This window comes from Brevundimonas sp. GW456-12-10-14-LB3, assembly GCF_059424365.1.
In genome coordinates, this window is sequence record NZ_JBWKZJ010000001.1 from 140,151 (window position 1) to 159,251 (window position 19,101).

General features: G+C 67.6%; 22 protein-coding genes. 7 read left to right on the forward strand and 15 right to left on the reverse strand.

Going from position 1 to position 19,101, the window contains the following annotated elements; all coding sequences use genetic code 11:
- Window positions 1–5: 5 nt before the first annotated feature.
- Window positions 6–326, reverse strand: coding sequence for a hypothetical protein (locus AC07XS_RS00695; RefSeq protein ID WP_182713146.1), 321 nt, complete (start codon window positions 324–326; stop codon window positions 6–8).
- A 79-nt stretch (window positions 327–405) separates the two neighbouring features.
- Window positions 406–960, reverse strand: a complete 555-nt coding sequence (locus AC07XS_RS00700; RefSeq protein WP_321207905.1) for a cation efflux transmembrane domain-containing protein — start codon at window positions 958–960, stop codon at window positions 406–408.
- 154 nt (window positions 961–1,114) lie between these two features.
- On the opposite strand from AC07XS_RS00700, the gene AC07XS_RS00705 reads away from it, so the two are divergent.
- Entirely contained in the window at window positions 1,115–1,558 is a 444-nt protein-coding gene (locus AC07XS_RS00705) for a MerR family DNA-binding protein (RefSeq protein ID WP_182713148.1), read from the forward strand.
- A 50-nt stretch (window positions 1,559–1,608) separates the two neighbouring features.
- On the opposite strand, the gene AC07XS_RS00710 is transcribed toward AC07XS_RS00705, so the two are convergent.
- From AC07XS_RS00710 to AC07XS_RS00725, 4 genes are read right to left on the reverse strand one after another with little or no spacing between them, the layout of a single operon-like run.
- Window positions 1,609–2,160 (reverse strand): hypothetical protein, encoded by a 552-nt coding sequence (locus AC07XS_RS00710; RefSeq protein ID WP_182713149.1) that lies wholly within the window; start codon window positions 2,158–2,160, stop codon window positions 1,609–1,611.
- Between the two features lie 10 nt (window positions 2,161–2,170).
- Window positions 2,171–4,141 carry a DUF3732 domain-containing protein gene (locus tag AC07XS_RS00715; RefSeq protein WP_182713150.1) on the reverse strand — a complete coding sequence of 657 codons (1,971 nt, stop codon included), beginning with the start codon at window positions 4,139–4,141 and terminating at the stop codon, window positions 2,171–2,173.
- Window positions 4,138–4,626 (reverse strand): three component ABC system middle component, encoded by a 489-nt coding sequence (locus AC07XS_RS00720; protein WP_182713151.1) that lies wholly within the window; start codon window positions 4,624–4,626, stop codon window positions 4,138–4,140. The genes AC07XS_RS00715 and AC07XS_RS00720 overlap by 4 nt, the downstream gene beginning before the upstream one ends.
- A complete protein-coding gene (locus tag AC07XS_RS00725; RefSeq protein WP_321207906.1) occupies window positions 4,623–5,732 on the reverse strand; it encodes an ABC-three component system protein in 1,110 nt (369 codons plus the stop codon). Before AC07XS_RS00725 ends, AC07XS_RS00720 begins: the two co-directional genes overlap by 4 nt.
- Before the next feature lie 412 nt (window positions 5,733–6,144).
- Here AC07XS_RS00725 and AC07XS_RS00730 point away from each other — a divergent pair, with 412 nt between their 5' ends.
- The 3 genes from AC07XS_RS00730 to AC07XS_RS00740 all read left to right on the forward strand — a co-directional run bounded on the left by AC07XS_RS00730 (window position 6,145) and on the right by AC07XS_RS00740 (window position 8,393).
- A complete protein-coding gene (locus AC07XS_RS00730; RefSeq protein ID WP_182713153.1) occupies window positions 6,145–6,723 on the forward strand; it encodes a hypothetical protein in 579 nt (192 codons plus the stop codon).
- A 5-nt stretch (window positions 6,724–6,728) separates the two neighbouring features.
- The gene (locus AC07XS_RS00735) at window positions 6,729–7,667 is read left to right on the forward strand and encodes a nucleotidyl transferase AbiEii/AbiGii toxin family protein (protein WP_182713154.1); all 939 of its coding nucleotides are present in this window, start codon (window positions 6,729–6,731) and stop codon (window positions 7,665–7,667) included.
- 312 nt (window positions 7,668–7,979) lie between these two features.
- Complete coding sequence (locus tag AC07XS_RS00740; protein WP_182713155.1) at window positions 7,980–8,393, forward strand: four-helix bundle copper-binding protein; 414 nt, start codon at window positions 7,980–7,982, stop codon at window positions 8,391–8,393.
- Between the two features lie 63 nt (window positions 8,394–8,456).
- On the opposite strand, the gene AC07XS_RS00745 is transcribed toward AC07XS_RS00740, so the two are convergent.
- The 9 genes from AC07XS_RS00745 to AC07XS_RS00785 all read right to left on the reverse strand — a co-directional run bounded on the left by AC07XS_RS00745 (window position 8,457) and on the right by AC07XS_RS00785 (window position 17,566).
- Window positions 8,457–8,840, reverse strand: a complete 384-nt coding sequence (locus AC07XS_RS00745) for a copper-binding protein (RefSeq protein WP_182713156.1) — start codon at window positions 8,838–8,840, stop codon at window positions 8,457–8,459.
- Entirely contained in the window at window positions 8,837–11,986 is a 3,150-nt protein-coding gene (locus tag AC07XS_RS00750; RefSeq protein ID WP_182713157.1) for an efflux RND transporter permease subunit, read from the reverse strand. The genes AC07XS_RS00745 and AC07XS_RS00750 overlap by 4 nt, the downstream gene beginning before the upstream one ends.
- A complete protein-coding gene (locus AC07XS_RS00755) occupies window positions 11,983–13,251 on the reverse strand; it encodes an efflux RND transporter periplasmic adaptor subunit (RefSeq protein WP_182713158.1) in 1,269 nt (422 codons plus the stop codon). Before AC07XS_RS00755 ends, AC07XS_RS00750 begins: the two co-directional genes overlap by 4 nt.
- A complete protein-coding gene (locus AC07XS_RS00760) occupies window positions 13,248–14,600 on the reverse strand; it encodes a TolC family protein (protein WP_182713159.1) in 1,353 nt (450 codons plus the stop codon). The genes AC07XS_RS00755 and AC07XS_RS00760 overlap by 4 nt, the downstream gene beginning before the upstream one ends.
- Window positions 14,601–14,713: 113 nt before the next feature.
- The gene (locus AC07XS_RS00765; protein ID WP_182713160.1) at window positions 14,714–15,076 is read right to left on the reverse strand and encodes a hypothetical protein; all 363 of its coding nucleotides are present in this window, start codon (window positions 15,074–15,076) and stop codon (window positions 14,714–14,716) included.
- 68 nt (window positions 15,077–15,144) lie between these two features.
- On the reverse strand, window positions 15,145–15,873 hold the full coding sequence (locus AC07XS_RS00770) for a PepSY domain-containing protein (protein WP_182713161.1): 729 nt from the start codon (window positions 15,871–15,873) through the stop codon (window positions 15,145–15,147).
- Window positions 15,874–15,886: 13 nt separating this feature from the next.
- Window positions 15,887–16,351: a DUF411 domain-containing protein gene (locus tag AC07XS_RS00775; protein WP_182713162.1), complete on the reverse strand. Its 465-nt coding sequence runs from the start codon at window positions 16,349–16,351 to the stop codon at window positions 15,887–15,889.
- Between the two features lie 64 nt (window positions 16,352–16,415).
- Entirely contained in the window at window positions 16,416–16,883 is a 468-nt protein-coding gene (locus AC07XS_RS00780) for a nuclear transport factor 2 family protein (protein WP_182713163.1), read from the reverse strand.
- Window positions 16,884–16,966: 83 nt separating this feature from the next.
- On the reverse strand, window positions 16,967–17,566 hold the full coding sequence (locus AC07XS_RS00785; RefSeq protein WP_182713164.1) for a DUF2231 domain-containing protein: 600 nt from the start codon (window positions 17,564–17,566) through the stop codon (window positions 16,967–16,969).
- A 168-nt stretch (window positions 17,567–17,734) separates the two neighbouring features.
- Here AC07XS_RS00785 and AC07XS_RS00790 point away from each other — a divergent pair, with 168 nt between their 5' ends.
- Genes AC07XS_RS00790 through AC07XS_RS00800 form a run of 3 tightly spaced genes read left to right on the forward strand, consistent with a single transcriptional unit; the run spans window position 17,735 to window position 19,040 of the window.
- Window positions 17,735–18,016: a hypothetical protein gene (locus AC07XS_RS00790; RefSeq protein ID WP_321207907.1), complete on the forward strand. Its 282-nt coding sequence runs from the start codon at window positions 17,735–17,737 to the stop codon at window positions 18,014–18,016.
- Window positions 18,013–18,453 carry a periplasmic heavy metal sensor gene (locus AC07XS_RS00795; protein WP_182713165.1) on the forward strand — a complete coding sequence of 147 codons (441 nt, stop codon included), beginning with the start codon at window positions 18,013–18,015 and terminating at the stop codon, window positions 18,451–18,453. The genes AC07XS_RS00790 and AC07XS_RS00795 overlap by 4 nt, the downstream gene beginning before the upstream one ends.
- Before the next feature lie 8 nt (window positions 18,454–18,461).
- Window positions 18,462–19,040: an RNA polymerase sigma factor gene (locus AC07XS_RS00800; RefSeq protein ID WP_321207908.1), complete on the forward strand. Its 579-nt coding sequence runs from the start codon at window positions 18,462–18,464 to the stop codon at window positions 19,038–19,040.
- The last annotated feature ends 61 nt before the right edge of the window (window positions 19,041–19,101 follow it).

The following is a 19,101-nucleotide window of genomic DNA, read 5'->3' on the forward strand; positions in this document are numbered from 1 at the left end:
TCGCGTCAGGCTCTGGGAGGGCGTTCCAATCCGCCCGGAGTCCGGGACAGCAAAGTCTCGACCGTACGCCACGGCAGGTCGCGGGCGTGGGGCGCGGTCAACGGCGGCGTGGCGGCGCTGTTCGGCGCGACCGAACCCCCGTGGTGACAGTGTCCGTGGTTGCACACGCCGTGGGACGTCTCAGGACCTGAGGCGTCCCCGCCCTGGTCGGCGTCTATCAGGGCCTGGCCGTGGGCCGCGGCGGGCTCGACGCCGCAGGTCGCGGCATCGACCGCCGGGACGAAGGCGAACACAGCGAAGGCCAGCGCGATGAGCGCCGCCAGCAAACCTGTTCTGGACCTCTGTCCGACCATACCCCTGCCTAGCATCGATAGGTTTCCGATCAATAACCTTTATTGTCGCGTCTCAGGCCGTCGCGCGCCGCTCCTGGCGCGCCTGGATCAGGATCGACACCGCGGAGTGGAGGAAGACCGCGCCGAGCAGAACGCCCGCGACAAGATCGGGCCAGCGCGCGCCGGTGAGCCAGACCAGACCGCCCGCGGCCGCCACCCCCAGGCTATGGACGAGGTCGTTGCGGGTGCACAGCCAGACCGAACGGACGTTGGCGTCGCCGTCGCGATAGCGCACGAGCAACAGCGCAGCGACGAGATTCGCGGCGAACCCGAACAGGCCCAGGCCGGTGATGACCGAGCCTTCGGGCGGCTGTCCCGTCATCGCCCGCCAGATCGCATAGCCGAGAACCGACACCGCCATGGCGAGCAGGCTGAAACTCTTGAGCGTCGCGGCGCCGGATCGGACCCGAACCGACTTGCCGATGGCCCACAGGCTGATGGCGTAGGTCGCGCTGTCTGCGAGGAAGTCGAGCGCATTGGCCGCCAAGGCGGTCGAGCCCTGCATTAGGCCACCGATCACCAGGGCGGCGAACCCCACGAGGTTCAAGCCGATGACGACGACCAGCACCCGTCGATAGGCGGGCGAGGCTCCGTCAAACTTGACCTCGTGGCCGCAGCAACTCGCGGAGGGGCGGGTCAAACAACTCTGGACTTCGGACGTGCTCATGCCGTCCTTGTAATTGCTCTAGCGACTAGAGGATCAAGCGCGTAATTCACTGACCATGATCGACCCGGCGCAACGTCCCTTCCCAATAGGCAAGCTGTCCAAGGCCACCGGCGTGAAGGTTCCGACCATCCGATTCTATGAGCAGGCAGGCCTTCTGCCTGTTCCCGATCGCTCGGATAGCGACCGTCGGCTGTATGACGATGCGGCGGTTCGCCGGCTCTCCTTCATCCGCCACGCGCGGCAGCTTGGCTTCGACCTCGACGCCATCCGCTCTCTGCTGGACCTGTCCGACCATCCGGACCGCCCCTGCGCGGAAGCCAACGCGCTCGCCGAGCGTCACCTGGCCGCCGTGCGCTCACGCATCGATCAACTGCAGCGGCTCGAGATGGAACTGACCCGGCTGTCCGCTGAATGCGCCGGAGGCCGGGTTTCGGATTGCCGGGTGATTGAAGTGCTGCACGATCATGCGCTGTGCGGAGCCGCGAACACCCACGCCTGAGAAGGACGTCAGAGGCGCCCGGTGATCGACAGGTGGGCGCGGAGCCGCTGTCAGCGAGCGGGCAAGCCCTCGAAGCCGGGGACGCGCATTCGGGTCAGGTAGAGGCGCCACTGCAGAGTGGCCTGATCGAACACCTCCAGACTGGTCTGAGCGGTCGCCCCCTCCCCGTGGTAGATCAGCACATACTCTCGCGCCGTTCCCGTGAAGCCCGGCGTGTGCACCAGTTCGACCGTTCCGCCCAACCAGTTGTCGTCGCGGTATTCGCCGTGTTTGGCGGTGTTGGCGATGTCGCGAAACGCGGGCTGCATCGGCACCGCCGCCGCGATGGCCTTGCGGTAGGCGCCGGCGTTCAGCCCGTTGCGACGGTCGCGCTGGGTCAGGGCCCTGATCGTCCAGTCCTCCAAGGACTGGGCGGTGATGGCAAAGTCGATGGCGCCGTAGAGCGTCGAGATGAGGTCGAAGGGCGTGGCTTCCCGGGCGGCCTTCAGCCGGTTGGCCTCCCACTGCAGCTTGATCCAGATGTGCTGTGCCCCGCCCGAAAGGACAAGAAGGCGATCCGGCCGCCCATCGGATGTCCTGGCTGATCGCGGACGGTCCGCCAACGGTCAGCGCCTAGGACGGGCCGACCGACGATGGCTCGGCGGTCTCATCCGGCCAGTCGTCCGGAACGAGCGCCGGCGGCTTGGTCCACGGCTGCTCCACGAGCGCCGACTGGAACCAGTCGTCGCGGAGGTTGGCGTGTTCCGTGACGATGATCTGGAACCCCTTTGCGTCCTCCTCTCCGAAGCGCCGGAGCACCTCGAACAGGCGGCGGACGGCTTCCAGATCCGCATCCTCCTCGGTTCTTTCGATCGATCCGCCGGCCGCTTCGTAGAGGGTCTCGGACGGGAAATAGACCTGGGTCGGCTGATCGATGAGCAGAAAGCGCGGCAGGGGCTGCTGATTGTTGGCGGCGAACCGGTGAAGCGCGAGCAACGCCGCCAGGTGATAGGCGAGATGGTTCTCGCCGCCGCCCGTCCTCGGCATGTAGATCGGCCGGCTGGGGCGGTCGATCACCACCGTGAGATTGTGCATGTCGAGGCGCGCGGGATACTGACCGAACTCGCCGCCGAGATCGGTGATGTACCGCGACATGTGCATGGAGATGTTGTTCAGCGTCGATGCGAGCCGCTCTCCGGAATCATCGGCGCCGATCTTCCGCTCAAGATCGTCCGCCTTCGTCTTCAGGCGTTTTTCCTCGGCCTCGAGACGGGTCATTTCGGCGTCAGGGACAAGATTCTCCAGGAAGAGGCTGATCCGCCCGACAACCCGGGCGGCGGCGTTGTTGCGGTTGCCCATCTGGGCGATGACCTCGTTCGAGGCGATGGCCGCCGACAGCTCGACCTCTTTCGTGCGGATCTGATCTCCTATGGATCCGAGAGCCGCGCGTTGATCCACGAGATAGGCGTCGAGGGCGGGGCGCTCGCCCCGAACGGCGTTCATCTCCTGCTCCAGGGATTCGAGCTCCGCGAGGAGCATGCCCGCGATCGGGCTCGACAGAGCCAGATTGGCCTCGGCGAAGGGCCACTGCCATTCGCCCGTGTCCTTGTTCGTCGGCAGCGCCTTGATGGAGGCCAACCGATCACGCTGTTCGCCAGCCTCGCTCTGGAAGCCTTCGGATCTCTTGGCGAACTGGACGGCCGCATCGATCCGACGCTGGGTTTCACGACGCCGTTCGCGAAGGCCGAACAGCTCGGTCTCGATGGCGGCGACCCTCTGGCCGTCGTCCTCCGGCACGGGCGCCGGGGTCCATGACAGGGCGTTTCGCAGGAGGCTGACCACGGGCTCGCCCGCGCCGCGATCCGCGGCGAAGACGCCGACGCCGCGCGCTTCCGACACCAGCCCGAGCGCCCTCTCCTCGGAAGTTTCGACCGCGCCCCTGGCCTGCTCAAGCAGCTTGCCGTTGAGGCGTCGGTCGCGCTGCACCGTTCTGAGCTGGGCCTCCAGCTCGTAGCGGTTCCTCGAGGAGACGCCGAGGAGGATGGGAAGGGTGTCCTTGATGGCCTGCGGCTGGAAGGGTTCGTTCTGCCGGTAGAATAGCTGGTCCTTGTTGGCGACGATCGTCTGCTTCTGGAACAGATAGTAGGCCGTATGCTTGATGTTGGCGTCGTAACTCTCCCGGCTGTTCTCCAGCGGCACGGCCGTCGTGTTTTCGGGAATGCCGATCATCCGCGACAGCAGGGTTTCGACGCCGCTGTCATCGTCGTTGACCAGCAGGTCCGCGTAATCCGGAGCGGCGATCTCGGCGCCACGCCGGACCATGGCGGTGCTGCAACTGCTCCGCCCCGCGCCGGGCGACGGCTTGGCCACCAGCACCTGCTCTCCGGCGAACTGGTAGATCACGGCAAACCAGCTCACGCGGTCGCGGATCACCCCTTCGGGAATGTTGAAGGTCGAGCGCCCCATGCAGTATTCGATGATCTCCGACAGCGCCGACTTGCCGGTCGAAGAGCGACCGGTGATGACGTTCAGGCCGTTGAGATGAAACGACAGATCTCGCCTGCGACCGTCATAGCTGTAGAGGTGGATCGACTTGATCTTCATGGTCGGACCCCCAGGGTCGTATAGATTGTGACGCGATCGCCGATCTGGGCGAACTCGCGGCCAAGGAATTTCGCCACCCTTTGGCAGGAGATGGACTCGGGCGTTCCAGCGATCCCCTTGCGGACGCCATCGCGCACCGTTTGCAGCCGCCCGTCCGGCGCGACGGCGATGACGCCGAGCTGCATCAGCACGCCCAGGGCCTCGAACGCGAACGGCAGGAGATCCGTCGTTCGTTTCGGCAGGTCGACGAGCATCTGCGGGTTGGCCGCGACGATCTTCAGAAAATAGCTGCGATTGGATCTGGCCAGGGTCTCGCGCGCGTCCCGCTGCAGGCAAAGCGGCAGGATGAGCAGGGACAGCGAGAACGGCATGCCGCGCGCGTCTTCATCCTCATAGGCCGTGAGCGCCCTGAACAGGACGAGTCCGCAGAAGGCGGGGTTGAACAGGTTCCTGATCTCGACGGGGCGAAGGTCCCACCGCTTCATGCGGCTACCCCGAGCAGCTCGCCGAGACGCTTCAGGAAGGCGGGGTTCCAGTGCACGCGCGGCATGGGCCGGGCGTTGGCGAGGATGTGGAAGGCGCCGCGAACGACGTAGGGCTCGGTCACGCGCTCCCTGATCCGCAGCTCTCCGGTCTCCGTTTCGGCCCACTTATAGAGTTCTCGGCCGGCGGCCTTGAAAGCGTCGTCGCCGCTGGCGTCATCAAGGGTCTCGAAGACGATGGCCCGGAAGCGGCTCCATTCCTCGATCAGCCGGTCCTCGTATTCCTCCATTTCCCCGGAGATCAGGAGGTTTTCCCGCGCCCAGCTCGAACGCTGCTCGAAGGCGCGGTAGTAGTCGATGATCGCGTGCTGGATGCGCGCCGGCGAAACGTCGAGATCGCGGAGCTGCTCGACAAACAGCCGCGTGTCATTGGCCACGTCGATCTCGCCGTCGGGCATCCGACCGCGGAAGGTGATGGGCAGACTGTCGGCGCGGTACTCCTCCGCAAGGGATGAGAGCTTGTCGGACACCTCTTGACCGTGAACCGGATCCGTCCGCTCTCCCGTGAGCACCTTGATCATCAGATCCATCCACCAGCCCTCCAAACGCTCGAACAGCGGACCCCGGACCTCCCGGCGGACGGTTCTGAGATGCTGGTCGAGCACGATCTGCGGGATCGTGTCGATGCGCGGGCTGCCATCCAGAATGAGGATGCGGCCATAGAAGTCGGCAAGCTCGGCCTCGGTCAGTTTGGCCATCTCGGTCTTGGTCTTGCCGATGGTCGCGGACGTGCTGCGATCGAGAAGCGTTGCAGCGGTTTCCGCTCGAGCCGCCGGGTCGCTGCCCTCCTGGGCGAACAGGGCCAGCTCCGATCCGGGCGCGACGGTCGCGGTGGTGAAGAGGACGAAGTCGGCGTTCGAACCGATCCTGCCGTCATCGATGTAATGGGCCAGCCACACCCTCAAGGACTTCCAGAAGTCGACGTCAAGGTCCGTCAGCCTGTCGCCGGCGGCCTTGTGCTTCAACGAGGCCAGCGTCTTGCGGCCGCCCGTCGCATCGAACTCGAGGTCGTCGCTCTTCTCGATGAGAAGCGAGGTGCTTTCGGGCAAGGACAGAAGCCTGAGAAGCGCCAGCCGAGGCTGGTAGATGAATCCGAGCCCCGATTCCGCAGCCGAGAACGTCTGCCGCGCCTCAGTCATCTTGTCCGGGCGCCGCGTCGCGGCGCGTCCTGACAGCTGGTCTCCACGTTCATCTCCCCGACCTTTGCCGTGATCATGGATGCAACTTAGGCCCGAAACAACAGCGTCGTTCGAACAGCTTCACAGGCTACGGTCGCGTCTCTCATGTGCGTGTGGCCCCATCGACGGCAGGCGTCGGCCCTGGTCCGTCGTCGCAGTTTTGGTCCGGCAGGCTGGCGAGCGTTCGCGGCCAGGCAAGACACAACGACGGTCTGCATGGAATTTAAACGAAATACGTTGCATTATCGGTCGAGCGATCCCACATCCGAACCCGGAGGTGACCATGTCGGCCCTGAATGATCTGAAGAAGCGGCTGCGTCCTGGGCAGGTCTATCGCCGTCAGGATCTGGAGCGTTGGTCGAATGCGGTGGACCGACACGTCCGCCAGCTTCTGGATGAAGGTCGGCTCGAGAAGGTGTCCGGCGGCGTCTATATGGCGCCCCGCCGGACCCGTTTCGGCAAGGCGCCGGCCAGGCCCGAGAAGCTGGTCGAGGCCTTTCTGAAGGATGACCGCTTCCTGATGGTGTCTCCCAGCGCGTTCAACGGGTTGGGAGTCGGCGCGACGCAGCTGTACAACGAGCCGGTCGTCTACAATCTCAAGCGTCACGGCCGCTTCAAACTCGGCGGCCGAACCTACGACTTTCGCAAGAAGCCCTCCGTTCCGGCGCGCCTGACGCAGGAGGTGCTGCTGGTCGATCTCTTGCAGACGATGGACCGGCTGGCGGAGGACAAGGCCGAGCTCTTGCCTCGGGCGCTGGAACGGGCGCGATCCATGGATCCGGTCCGCCTGGCCAAGGCCGCGCGCGATTTCGGCTCGGTTCGCGCCGGTCGCCTGGTAAGCCAGGCGTTTCAGGCGGCCTGACGCCGATGCCGCTTCTCCACGACACCGAAGACTACGCCGCCCTGATCGAGGTGGTCGCGGGCGAGATGGCGGTCGACCCGGCCCTGGTCGAGAAGGACTACTGGATCATGCATGTCCTCTGGGGCCTGCAGCAGCTCGGCATGGCGTTCGAACTCAAGGGCGGGACCTCCCTGTCCAAGGGCTACGGCCTGATCGACCGGTTCTCCGAGGACATCGACATCCTCATCCACCCGACGGAACCGTTGCCGACGGGACGCAATCACACCAAACCCGCCCATATCGATCGGAGGCGCGCCTTCTTCGACGGCCTCGTGCCCCAGCTCGCCATTCCGGGCATCGTCGAGGTTCTGAGGGACCACGCCTTCGACAACGACAGACTTTTCAGCGCCGGCATCCGCCTGATCTATCCGGAACTGACGCCCCTGCCGCAGGGCGTCAAGGCGGGCGTGCTTCTCGAAGCCGGCTTCGACCAGGTCTCTCCGAACGCGCCGCGCCTCATCTCGTCGTGGGCCTGGGATCGCGCGAGCGCCGCAGGTGTCGATGACCTGATCGACAACCGCGCCGTCGATGTCCGCTGCTACGACCCGGGCTATACGCTCATCGAGAAGCTGCAGACCATCTCCACCAAATATCGCCGGCAACAGGCATCGGGCGAGATGCCGACCAACTTCATGCGCCACTACTACGACGTCTACTGCCTCCTGGCGGACGAACAGGTCCTCGGCTTCATCGGCGCCGACGCCTATCTCGAGCACAAGCGCACGCGCTTTCCGGCCGCCGACGAGCCCGTCCTGCGCGACAACCCCGCCTTCACCCTCGCGGATGCGGCGACGCGTCGGCGCTATGCCGAGGCCTACGACCAAACCCGGGCGCTCTATTATCGCGAACAGCCGAGCCTGGAGGCGATCCTGGCGCGGATCGACGCCCACCTCGACGCGATGTGAACCTTCGCGTCCGCGAGCGTCTCCGTATCGTTCGACCCCCGCTTTCCCGTTCAAGGGCGTGGTTGCGCTCGGTCAGGCGTTTGAACCCGGGCCACCTTGCGGCAGAGGAACTCTGTGTTCCCATCCCCAATGCGATGCTCGTCGCTTAGCCAATTCGGGTGAAGGACAGGGCGCTCGCGGACCGCAGGTCAGTCCCTTCGGACTGTGCGGACAGGCAGGGCGGCAGGCCGTTCACGTTTCACGGCGCACGGCGGTCACCGGGGAACGTCGGCCGGTCCGGTCGGTTGACCGAGTTCGCCATCGGAGAGTTCCATGCATATCCAATCCATGATCAGCGCCCATCCTCACGTCAAAGGCTCGACCAACGACGCGCTGATCCGCGCCGTCGAAGCGGCCTACGAATGCGCCGCGACCTGCCGCATCTGCGCTGACGCCTGTCTCGGTGAAGAAATGGTCGCCGACCTCGTCCAGTGTATTCGGCTAAACCTGGACTGCGCCGACGTCTGTGCGGCCGCCGGCGCGGTCGGCGCGCGCCGCACGGGGAGCAACGAGGCGGTCATCAAGGGCCTGCTCGAGGCTTGCGCCGACACCTGCGCCGCCTGCGCCGCGGAGTGCGACAAGCACGCGGAGATGCATGAGCACTGCCGCATCTGCGCGGAGGCCTGCCGCCGCTGCGAACAGGCGTGCCGGGAGGGCGCCGGCACGATCACCCCGTCGAGCCGCTGAGCGACCCCCGTCCCGCGTGCGTTCGCGCGGGACGACGCGCCGCGCGAACGAAGGCAAGGCGGCCTATTCCGGGCGGATCGCGGTGATCTCGCCGGCGTTGCCCTGAACCTCCAGGTCGAACTGGACGCGATCCCCGACAGCGGCCTGCTGAACCACGGCGGGGCTCGCCTTGAAGCTCATCGTCATCGCCGGCCAGCCCACCGCGGGAATGGCCTCGTGATCGATCGTCACGGCGCCGGCCGCCGCATCCACGGCGGTGACCACGCCGACGCCGCTGCCGGACCTAGGCGCCGCATCGGGAGACGTCGCCGTGTCCGCAGCGCCGGCGGTGGACGCGGTGTCCACGGGAGCCGCGGCGTTGGGTTCGGCGGGGGCCGTGTCCGCAGGTTGGCCGCAGGCCGACAGCGCCATGGTCAAGCCGGCGAGGGCGATAAGGGTTCGGGTCATGGAGTCGCTCCTTGGGTTGAGGGTGCTGAGCGGGCCTTGCGGCGCCTGAGAAGAAGATAGCCCGCCGGGATAACGAGCATCGAGAGCAAAGGCGCCGTGATCATGCCTCCGATCACCGGCGCGGCAATCCGGCTCATGATTTCCGAGCCCGCGCCGTGGCCGATCAGGATCGGGAACAGACCGGCCAGGATCACGGCGACCGTCATCGCCTTGGGACGGACCCGCAGCAGCGCGCCTTCGCGAACGGCGTCCTCGACCTGCTGGCGGTCGGGATCAGGCCCTCGGTCCTTCAGCGCATGCTTGAGATAGATAAGCATCACCACGCCGAACTCGGCCGAAAGGCCGGCCAGGGCGATGAAGCCCACGCCCGTCGCCACCGACTGGTCGAAGCCCATCAGATAAAGCAGCCAGAAACCGCCGGTGAGGGCGAACGGCAGAGTGCCCATGATGAGGAGGGCTTCGTCGAAGCGACCGAAGGTCAGATAGAGCAGTATGAAGATGATCACGAGCGTGGCCGGAACAACGATCTTGAGCCGTTCGGCCGCCCGTTCCAGGTATTCGAACTGGCCCGAGTAGGCGATGCTGACGCCCGGAGCGAGATCGACTTCGCTGGCGACCGCCTGACGCAACTCGGCGACGACAGACGCGAGGTCGCGTCCCCGAACATCGACATAGACCCATGTGGTCAGCCTGCCGTTCTCGGACTTCAGCATCGGAGGGCCGTCCGCGATCTGGAGATCGGCGACTGTTCCAAGGGTGATCTGCTGACCCGAGGGCGTCAGAACCGGTAGGGCGCGCAGTTGCTCCAGACTGTCGCGCAATTCTCTCGGATAACGGACGCTGATCGGATAGCGGGCGAGCCCCTCCACCGTCTGACCGATCGTCTCCCCGCCCACGGCGCCCGAGACGATCGACTGGACATCGGCGATGTTGAGGCCGTAACGGGCCGCCGCGCGCCGGTCGATGTCGATGTCGACGTAGCGCCCGCCGGTCAGGCGTTCGGCCAGGGCCGAGGTCACGCCCGGCACGGTCTTGGCGACCTCGGCCACCTCGGCCGCGATGCGGTCCATCGCGGCCGGGTCGGCGCCGGACACCTTGACGCCCACGGGGCTCTTGATGCCCGTCGCCAGCATGTCGATGCGATTGCGGATGGGAGGGACCCAGACGTTGGCCAGTCCGGGGACCTGGACCGCGCGATCCAGCTCTTCGACCAGTTTTTCCGGAGTCATGCCGGGCCGCCACGCATCGCGTGGCTTGAACTGGATGATGGTCTCGAACATCTCCAGCGGCGCCGGATCGGTAGCGGTCTCGGCCCGGCCGGCCTTTCCGAATACGGTCGCCACTTCAGGCACCGTGCGGATCATCCGGTCCGTCTGCTGCAACAGTTCCGCCGCCTTGGCCGCGGATAGGCCTGGCTGGGCCGTCGGCATATAGAGCAGGTCGCCCTCGTCCATGGCCGGCATGAACTCGCCGCCCAGCTGGCTGAGAGGCCAGGCCGTGGTGGCGAAGACCAGCAGTGCGGCCACAAGCGTCTTCCTGGGATGACGCAGCACCCAGTCCAGCGGTCGCCGATAGAGGCGGGTCAGCCAGCGATTGATCGGATTGCTCTGTTCGGCCGGAATCCGTCCGCGGATCAGGTACCCCATCAGAACCGGCACGAGCGTGATCGACAGGATCGCCGCCGCCGCCATCGCATAGCTCTTGGTGAAGGCCAGCGGCGCGAACAACCGCCCCTCCTGGGCCTGGAGGCTGAACACCGGAATGAACGACAGGGTGATGATCAACAGGCTGAGGAACAGCGCGGGCCCGACCTCCACGGCGGCCTCGGTGATGACTTTCCAGCGATCCTCGTCGACGAGCTTTTGGTCGGGGTGGTCGTGTTCCCATCGCTCGATGTGTTTGTGCGCGTTCTCGATCATGACCACAGCCGCATCGACCATGGCCCCGATGGCGATGGCGATGCCGCCCAGCGACATGATGTTGGCGTTCACGCCCTGAAGATTCATGATCAGAAAGGCCGCCAGCACCCCCAGGGGCAAGGTCAGGATGGCGACCAGCGCCGACCGGGCGTGCCAGAGGAACAGGCCGCAGACCAGGGCCACGACAATGAACTCTTCGATCAGTTTGCCGCTGAGATTGTCGATCGCCCGGTCGATGAGCTGCGAGCGATCGTAGGTCGTCACCACCTCGACTCCCGGGGGAAGTCCGGCTTTGAGCGTCTGGAGTTTCTCGGCGACGGCCGCAATCGTCGCGCGGGCGTTCGCCCCGGAGCGCAGGATGACAACGCCGCCCGCGACCTCGCCTTCGCCGTTCAGCTCCGCTATGCCGCGCCGCGTCTCCGGGCCGATCTGGATGGTCGCGACGTCCCCGAGGCTGATCGGCACCCCTCCGGCCGCCGTGCGGAGCGGCACGGCCCGGAAGTCGTCGAGCTCAGTCAGATAGCCGTTGGCGCGCACCATGTACTCGGCCTCGGAGAGTTCGAGCACCGAGCCCCCCGTCTCGCCGTTGGCGCGCTGGAGGGCCTCCACCACCGCCTGATGGGTGACCCCGTATGATGCGAGCCTGACGGGGTCGAGCACCACCTGGTACTGCCGCACCATGCCGCCCAGACTGGCGACCTCGGCGACCCCCGGCACGGTCTTCAGCTCGTAGCGGAGGAACCAGTCCTGCAGGCTTCGCAGCTGCGACAGATCGGTGCGACCCGTGCGATCGACCAGGGCGTACTCATAGACCCAGCCCACGCCGGTGGCGTCCGGGCCAAGCGCCGGTTGGGCGGTCGCGGGAAGCCGCGCCTGCACCTGGCTGAGATATTCCAACACCCGTGATCGGGCCCAATAGAGGTCGGTTCCGTCCTCGAACAGCACATAGACGTAGCTGTCCCCGAAGAAGGAATAGCCTCGCACCGTCCGCGCGCCGGGCACCGACAGCATGGTCGTCGCGAGCGGATAGGTGACCTGGTTTTCGACGATCTGGGGCGCCTGCCCCGGATAGGACGTGCGGATGATGACCTGCACGTCCGAGAGGTCCGGCAGGGCGTCGACCGGCGTGCTGCGCACCGCGAACAGGCCCGCGGCGAGCAGGGCGAGGGCGGCCATCAGAACCAGGACGCGCCCCTTGACCGAGGCCCGAATGACGGCGGCGATCATGGCGCAGACCTCGGGCGCGGCGCCGGCGCGGACGCGGCGGTCCCGCCGATCGGCCGCGCCGCCACGCCCGACAGACTGGCTTCTGAATCGATCAGGAACTGACCCGACGCAACCACCCGCTCGCCCTCGCTCAGACCGGCGAGGATCTCGGTCTGTCCTCCTGCTTCCCGTCCGATCCGGACTTGGGCCGGTCGATAGCGGCCCTCGGGCAGGGCGAGCATGACGAGGTCGCGCTCTCCGGTTCGGATCACCGCCTCGGTCGGCACGAGAAGCGCCGGGGTCGACCCGCCGCCGAAGGTGATCCGGCCGAACATCCCGGGGCGCAGCCGTCCCCCGCGATTGGCCATCTCGATCCGTGCGGTGACCGTGCGGCTGTCGCCGGCGAGCTCCGGCAACAGGGCGGTCAACCGGCCCGTGAACCGCTCGCCCGGGAAGGCGGCCAGGCTCACCTCGACGGATTGCCCCACTCCCAGCCGGCTGGCCAGCGCCTCCGGGATGGCGGCGTTGACCCAGACGGTGGCCAGGCCGTTGATCTCGGCCAGGGTCATGCCCTGGGCGACGCTCATGCCGGCGCGCACGCCCAGCGTCTTGATCACGCCGCCGGTGGGCGCTGAGATCGTGACGGTGTTCCGCGTCCGCCCGCTGCGTTCCACCGAGGCGATCAGGCCCTCGGACATGCCCAACAGCACCAGTCGCTGCCGCGCCGCCTGGATCAGGGGCGCATCGCCGGTGCGCCGCACGGCCAGATACTCCGTCTGGGCTCCGCCCCAAGACGGAACGAGCAGATCGACGAGCGGCGCCCCCGCCGCGATCACGTCGCCCGGCGCGCGGTTGTAGACCCGCTGCACGAAGCCGTCGGCGCGCGACTGCACGACCGCGATGTCGCGTTCATTGTAGTCGATGATCGCCGTGGCGCTGAGATCACCCTCCAGGTCGCCCCGGCGGGCCGTGGCGTAGCGGACCCCGAGGTTCTGGGTCAGCGCCGGATCGATCCGGACGCCGGGGGCGGCGTTCGTTCCCCCCTCGTCGGCGTATTTGGGGATGAGGTCCATGTTCATCGACGACTTCCCCGGCCCCGGGTAACGTTCGTTCGGAATCATGGGATCGTACCAGTAGAGGATCTCGCGCTCCCCTCCCCCCTCGGCAGCTTCGCCGGCGACCCCATCCAGGCGCGGGGCGAGCAGGACGCCGGTCCCGACGCCGATGCCGAGCAGAAGAAGCGCGCCCATGGCGACGCCCAGCCGTTTGTCGCGAAGGACGTTCATCGGTCGTCGTTCCCATAGGTGAGCGTGATCTCGACCACCTGGCGCATCACGGCGGCCTCGCGATCGAGCGTGTCGAGCCGGGCGTCTGCCACGGCGGTGAAGGCTTCGAGCACGTCGACGATGCCCGCCCGGCCCGCCGCATAGCTGGCGGTTTCGAGTTCGGACCTCTGCAGGACAGTGGGCAGGACGACGTCGCGCGACCGGAGCCATTGATCCCTAGCCGCCGCGTGTTCGGCCAGGGCGCTCCGCAGCGACGCGATCAACGCGCGTTCGGCGTCCTGCCGCTCGGCGGTCACCCGCAGCGCGTCAGCGGCGCGCGCGGCGATGACCGGATCCTGCCTCTGTCCTGGAAAGATCGGCAACCGCACGCTCGCGCCGACGGAGAACAAGTCGCCGAAACGCTCGTCGCGACGGGCGTAGCTCGCCTGGAACGACCAGTCCAGCCGGCGCCCGGCGCGGGCCAGATCGACCTCGGCTTCGGCGCGGCGCGCGGCGGCTCCAAAGGCCCGCACGGTCGGCAGCTGGGTGACGCCGCTCTGCAAGGCGACCCCGTCGAGCTCGTCCTGCGGCGGGGGGCCGACCGTTTCCGGCTCGGCGTCCCCCGTCCACCGGGCCAGTTCAGCGCGCGCCTTGTCGATGTCGGCGGCGAGACCGCTGCGGCGATCGTCAAGAGCGGCCTTGAGCTGAACGGGCCCCAGGGCGTTGGCGGGCCGATAGGCGCCCGATGCGACGCCGGCCGGCGCCGCGTCCCACAAGGGTTGCAAGGTCGCCAACAACGCGTCCAGCGCCGCGAGGCGGCGTTCGGCATAGAACAGGTCGATCCACGCCAGGCCCGCCGCGACCCGAACCTCGCGTCGTGCGACCGACTCCTCGGCGCCGGCGACGCCGATCGCCGCCTCGGCGATGTCGCGCTCGGCGCGACGGCGCGCGCGGCTCGGCACCTCCTGCTCGACGCCGATCCTGAGCATGGTGAAGTCTTCATCGAGCTGACCGGCGAATGGCCCGGTCACGGGATATCCGTCGAGACCGACGGTGAGCCGGGGGTCCGGCAGAAGCCCCGCCGCCGGCGCGGCCGCACGGGCGGCGTCGACACTCAAGGCGCTGGCGCGCAGGCGGGGTGCGCTGGACGCCGCGCGGGCCAAGGCCTCGTCGAACGTCTGGGGGTCGGCCTTGGCCGGCGCGGTGCAGACGCTCAGCAGCAGAACGGCGGCGGGAAGGATGGCCCCGCCGGCGGTCAGCCCACGGCGCCGGCACGGAATCGAGGCCTCGGCGCGCGCCGCGAAGCGCGAAAGGACACGGGGCGGCGAACACGCGGACGCGCGTGTCGCCGACCTCAAACGAACGGTCATGAAATTCCTCGAAACCATCGGTTCCGCCGTAGAGGCGGGACATCGGCGAAGGGCTCAAATCGATCGGCGACCGCCGCGTGACGGCGCGCGGCCTTCCGATCAGCGAAAGCGGTCTACGCCAGCCGTTTCGGCGGATTCTTGAGCGGAAGCGGGCCGGCGCCCTCTCGCACGACATCGACGGTGTCGAACCTGATCCCCCGCCGCGGGGACGGGCGTTGCACGGTCGGCGCCGGCGGCATGGGCGCCGCCACGGCGGCGCAGCCCATCTTGGCGATGCAATCCGGCGTCATCTCATCGCAGGGAGCCGTCGGCCCGCCTGAGGGTTCGTCCGCCATCACCATCATCTCGGCGCAGTCCATCTCCGCCTGGCCGCCCGTCGCTTCGAACACCTGATACGGGGTGGCGTGCGCCGACGACTGCCCGACAAAGCCGGCCACCGCCAAGGCGAACAAGAGAGTGCGGACGATATTCCACATGCGCTTTCATCCCACGCCCATCGTTCCGGCGTGTCAAGCGACCGCCCTCGCGGTCAACGCCCTAAACCTTATTGAACGCTTTTGGCGCGCCGGGAGGCGCGCGCCGACTTCAGGTCCCGTGAGAGCCGAATCCACAAAAGAATGAACCCCGACACGACGATGCTCAACGTCAGCGCCGTGGTGAGGATGATCAGGGGGTGGTTGAAATCCTCTCCGTCGTTCCAATCCATGACGTGGAGGCGCCAGAAGAAGTCGTAAAATCGCCAGACGCCCGAGCGGCGCGTCACCACCTCCCCGGTGGCGGGCGACAGGTAGAAGGCCGTCTTTTCCCGGTCCGCGAAGTCCACCCGCCACAACGGCCCCGTCCGCCCGGTCTCCTCGGGCGCCGTGTTCAGGAGCACGGCTCGCGAGACCCCCGCCTCGCCCTTGTAGGCGCGCTTGGCGAAGACCGAGGCCTCGCCGGCCGACATCGGCCCGAACGGCCGGCCGGTGACGGCGGATACGACGACCGGTTCCCCCGTCTCCGGCTGCAGGGTCCAGGCCGGGCCGAGCGGCGTCGCGCGAAGCTCCGCCTCAACCGGGGCGATCCCCGCCCGGCGGGCGATCTCGCCGAGCGCCGGAAGGCCGCCGAGCTCGAGCGGTTCCGGCTTGAACTCGACCGCCCGATGTTCGCCGCGCACCGTTTCGATCGGAATGGCTGTCATCACCAGACCGCCGCCCACCCAGAACAGGATCTGTAGTCCGACCACGAGCGCGACCCATTTGTGAAGCTGGGTCGACAGTTTGAGAACCTTCATGCCCCCGCCTCGCCTAGCCGTGGCGCGCGAAGACGCGCGTGCCGCCGCCTTCGAGGATCAGCAGGGTCTCATAGGGCTCGCGCTGGCCGTCGGGCGTCTCCATGCCCGGCGAGCCCAGCGGCATCGCCGGGACCGCCAGGCCGGCGGCCTGCGGGCGCTCGGCCAGAAGCCGGCGCACGTCCTCGGCCGGCACATGACCCTCCAGAACATAGCCGCCGATCAGGGCGGTGTGGCAGGAGGCGAGCGCTTCGGGCACGCCCTGGGTGCTGCGGATCGAGCGCAGGCTCGGGAGTTCGTTGATCCGCGCCTCGAAGCCCGCGGCGCGCATGTGATCCACCCAGGCCGTGCAACAGGCGCAGGTCGGGGTCTTGTAGACCGCGAGTTCGTTGGACGCGCGCGCGCCCGGGGCGCAGGCCGCGACGGCGAGGGCGACGGTTCCCGAGGCGAGAAAGCGACGACGTGAAAGCGGAAGGAGCATGGATGCCATGGGTTCTGGGATGAAGGATGTTTTGAAGGTCGCCGGCTGCCGGTCGAGGCCGCGGTCAGGCCGCCGGACGGAACGGCCGGGCCGATGAGTGATAGATATCGAACCTCCACTCGTCACCCCGCTTGCGCAGGACGCTGGTGGCGGCCCCGCGGCGGTCTATGGGGGCGCGGGCGCTGTCCTTGAAGGTGATGTGATAGGTGTAGGTCTCGCTCACGAAGGCGGTGTCGCCGTCGACCTCGACCTTCATGTCGTGGTCGCGGAAGTCGAAACCGGCGAGATCGTCGAACTCCGGACCCAGGTGATGCTCCAGGTAATAGGCGAACGATCCCTCCACGCCGCCGTTCTCGAAGATTTCCGAGTCGGCCCAGAACAAGGCCGGCGTCTGGGACACATCCATCTGCTCGATGGCGGTCTTGTAGGCGGTGACCACGGCGCGGACCTGTTGCTCGTCGGTCGTCTGAGCCTGGGACGCGGTGGCGAGGACAGCGGCGAGCGCCAGTCCGGCGAAGGTTGAACGAAACATCGTGGGTCAGACTCCTGTTCGCCGGGCCGCGAAGGATCGTCGGGCGGCGGGTGAAAAGCGATAGGCCTGGTCGACGGCGCGCCTCAGAACATCAGATGTCTCATCCCGTGGGTCAGCATGCCGCCCAGCAGACCGTTGATCACAACGGCGACGGCGGTGATCGTCAACAGGCCGAGGTAGACCCTCTCGCGCCCCGGCCCCGGCCGGCGGACCCAATGTTCCTTCGCCCACCAGCTCAGCAGGCCCAGCGCCGCGATCGAAGTGCCGAGCCACCGGTGATAGCTGTGGGTCGCGTCGTCCCGCCCAGGCATCCCCATGGCGAACCACCCCAGGGCCGCCGCGGCGACCGCGGAGACGGCCGCCAGGACGATGATGACGCGTGTGCCCTGGGTCAGGACCGGCCGCCGAAGGGTCAGGGCGGCGATCTCGAGGAGGGCGGCGACGAGAAACAGGGCGATCGGGAAATGGACCGCGGCCGGATGCATGGCGCCAAGCCAGCGGTAGAGGCGTTGCGGCATGGGTTTGGGGCTCTCGTCCGCCATCATGGCCCCGTGGTCCATGTCGGCCGCCATGCCGGGCATGGCCATCATGCCCGATCGCGGTCCCTCGGCGGTCGACGCGGCGCTCTGACCGCGAACCGCCGGGGCGTCATGATCCTCATGCGCGATCGCGGGCGCGCTCACCGATAGGGCGAGCACAACCGCCAATCCCGGGAGAAATCCGCGTAGTCCCATTAGCCCTCTCCACATCTGTCCCTTCTGCTATCTACGCAGCGCGAGGTCCGCCCCCTCGCCCGAGGGATTTCACGGGTTTGGCCGTAGTAGGAGTCAGGGGCGCAAGGAGAGTGTTCGATGTCGCTTAAACTGGATGACATTCTGGCGGAGTCCGCGACGTCGCCCATCGGCCGGTCGCTCGACGGGCTCGAACCCCTCGTCTGGAGCCGGGTCGAGACGCTTCGCGGCGAAAGACTCGCCACGCAGCTGCGCCTCGGCGCGGTCGCTATGGCCTTGGCCACCGGATTGACGGCCGGCGGCGTCGGCGCGGCCGCCGCTCCGAGTCCGCCCGGAGAGATGGCCATCTTCACGGTCGATGCGGGCCTCTCGCCTCTGGTGAGACTGGAGACCGGCCGATGATGCGCGGCTGGCCGGCGATCGTCCTGACGGCCGTGCTGGCGGCGGTCGCCAGCGGCGCGGGCACCTGGATCAGCGCCAGCTGGGTGCTGAGCCGGCGCGAACCGCCGTCCCTGCACGACATCGTCCACCATGATCTCGTGCTTTCGCCCGAACAGTTGACGCGCATCGAGGCGGTCGAGGCCCGGTTCGCCGCGCGCCGGCCCGCCCTCGAAGCCGATGTCCGCGCGGCCAACCAGGAGCTGGCTCGCGCGATCGAACGGAGCGACGGCGATGGGCCCGAGGTGCAGGCGGCGGTCGACCATTTCCACGTCGCCATGGGCGCCCTGCAGAAGGAGACGATCGCCCACGTCTTCGAGATGCGATCGGTGCTGACACCTGCCCAGGCCGACGTCTTCGACGACCGCATCGTGGCGGCTCTCGCGCCCGACGAAGGCTAGCGTTCCGGGTGGAGACTCCAGACAACCTGTCAGCGCGCGCCGCCGGCGGCGATCGGGCGGCCTTCAGCGCCCTGATGCAGGAGACCAAGACGGCCCTGTTCCGCTTCGTCCGGCGCTATGTCGGCGACGAGCAGGATGCGTGGGATCTGCTACAGGAGACCTATGCGGCGGCCTGGGTCAATATCCACCGTTATGATCCGACCCGGCCCTTCGAGGCCTGGATCCGGACCATAGCGCTCAACAAATGCCGCGATTGGAGCCGGCGCCGGTTCGTCCGACGACTGATCCGGGGCGACGTGGATCTGGCGTCGCCGGAAGCCATGTCCGTGGCGAACGGCGACGCGCCGGCGGATGAACGCATGGAGGCCGGCGACCGGCTCGCCCGTCTGAACCAGGCGATCAGCGGTTTGCCCCCGCATCTCAAGGCTCCGCTTCTGCTCACCGCGATCGAGGGCCGCAGCCAGGCGGAGGCGGCCGGCATTCTTGGCGTGACCGTCAAGACGGTGGAGACGCGCGTGGCCCGCGCCCGCCGCAAGTTGTTCGACGTCCTGAGCGGCCCGGCCGACGTCGGGTCGGAGCCGAAATGATGGCTTGAACCCGGATGGCGAGGGTCGCGGCGCTCGCCCGCGTAATTGAGTATGAAGGCGT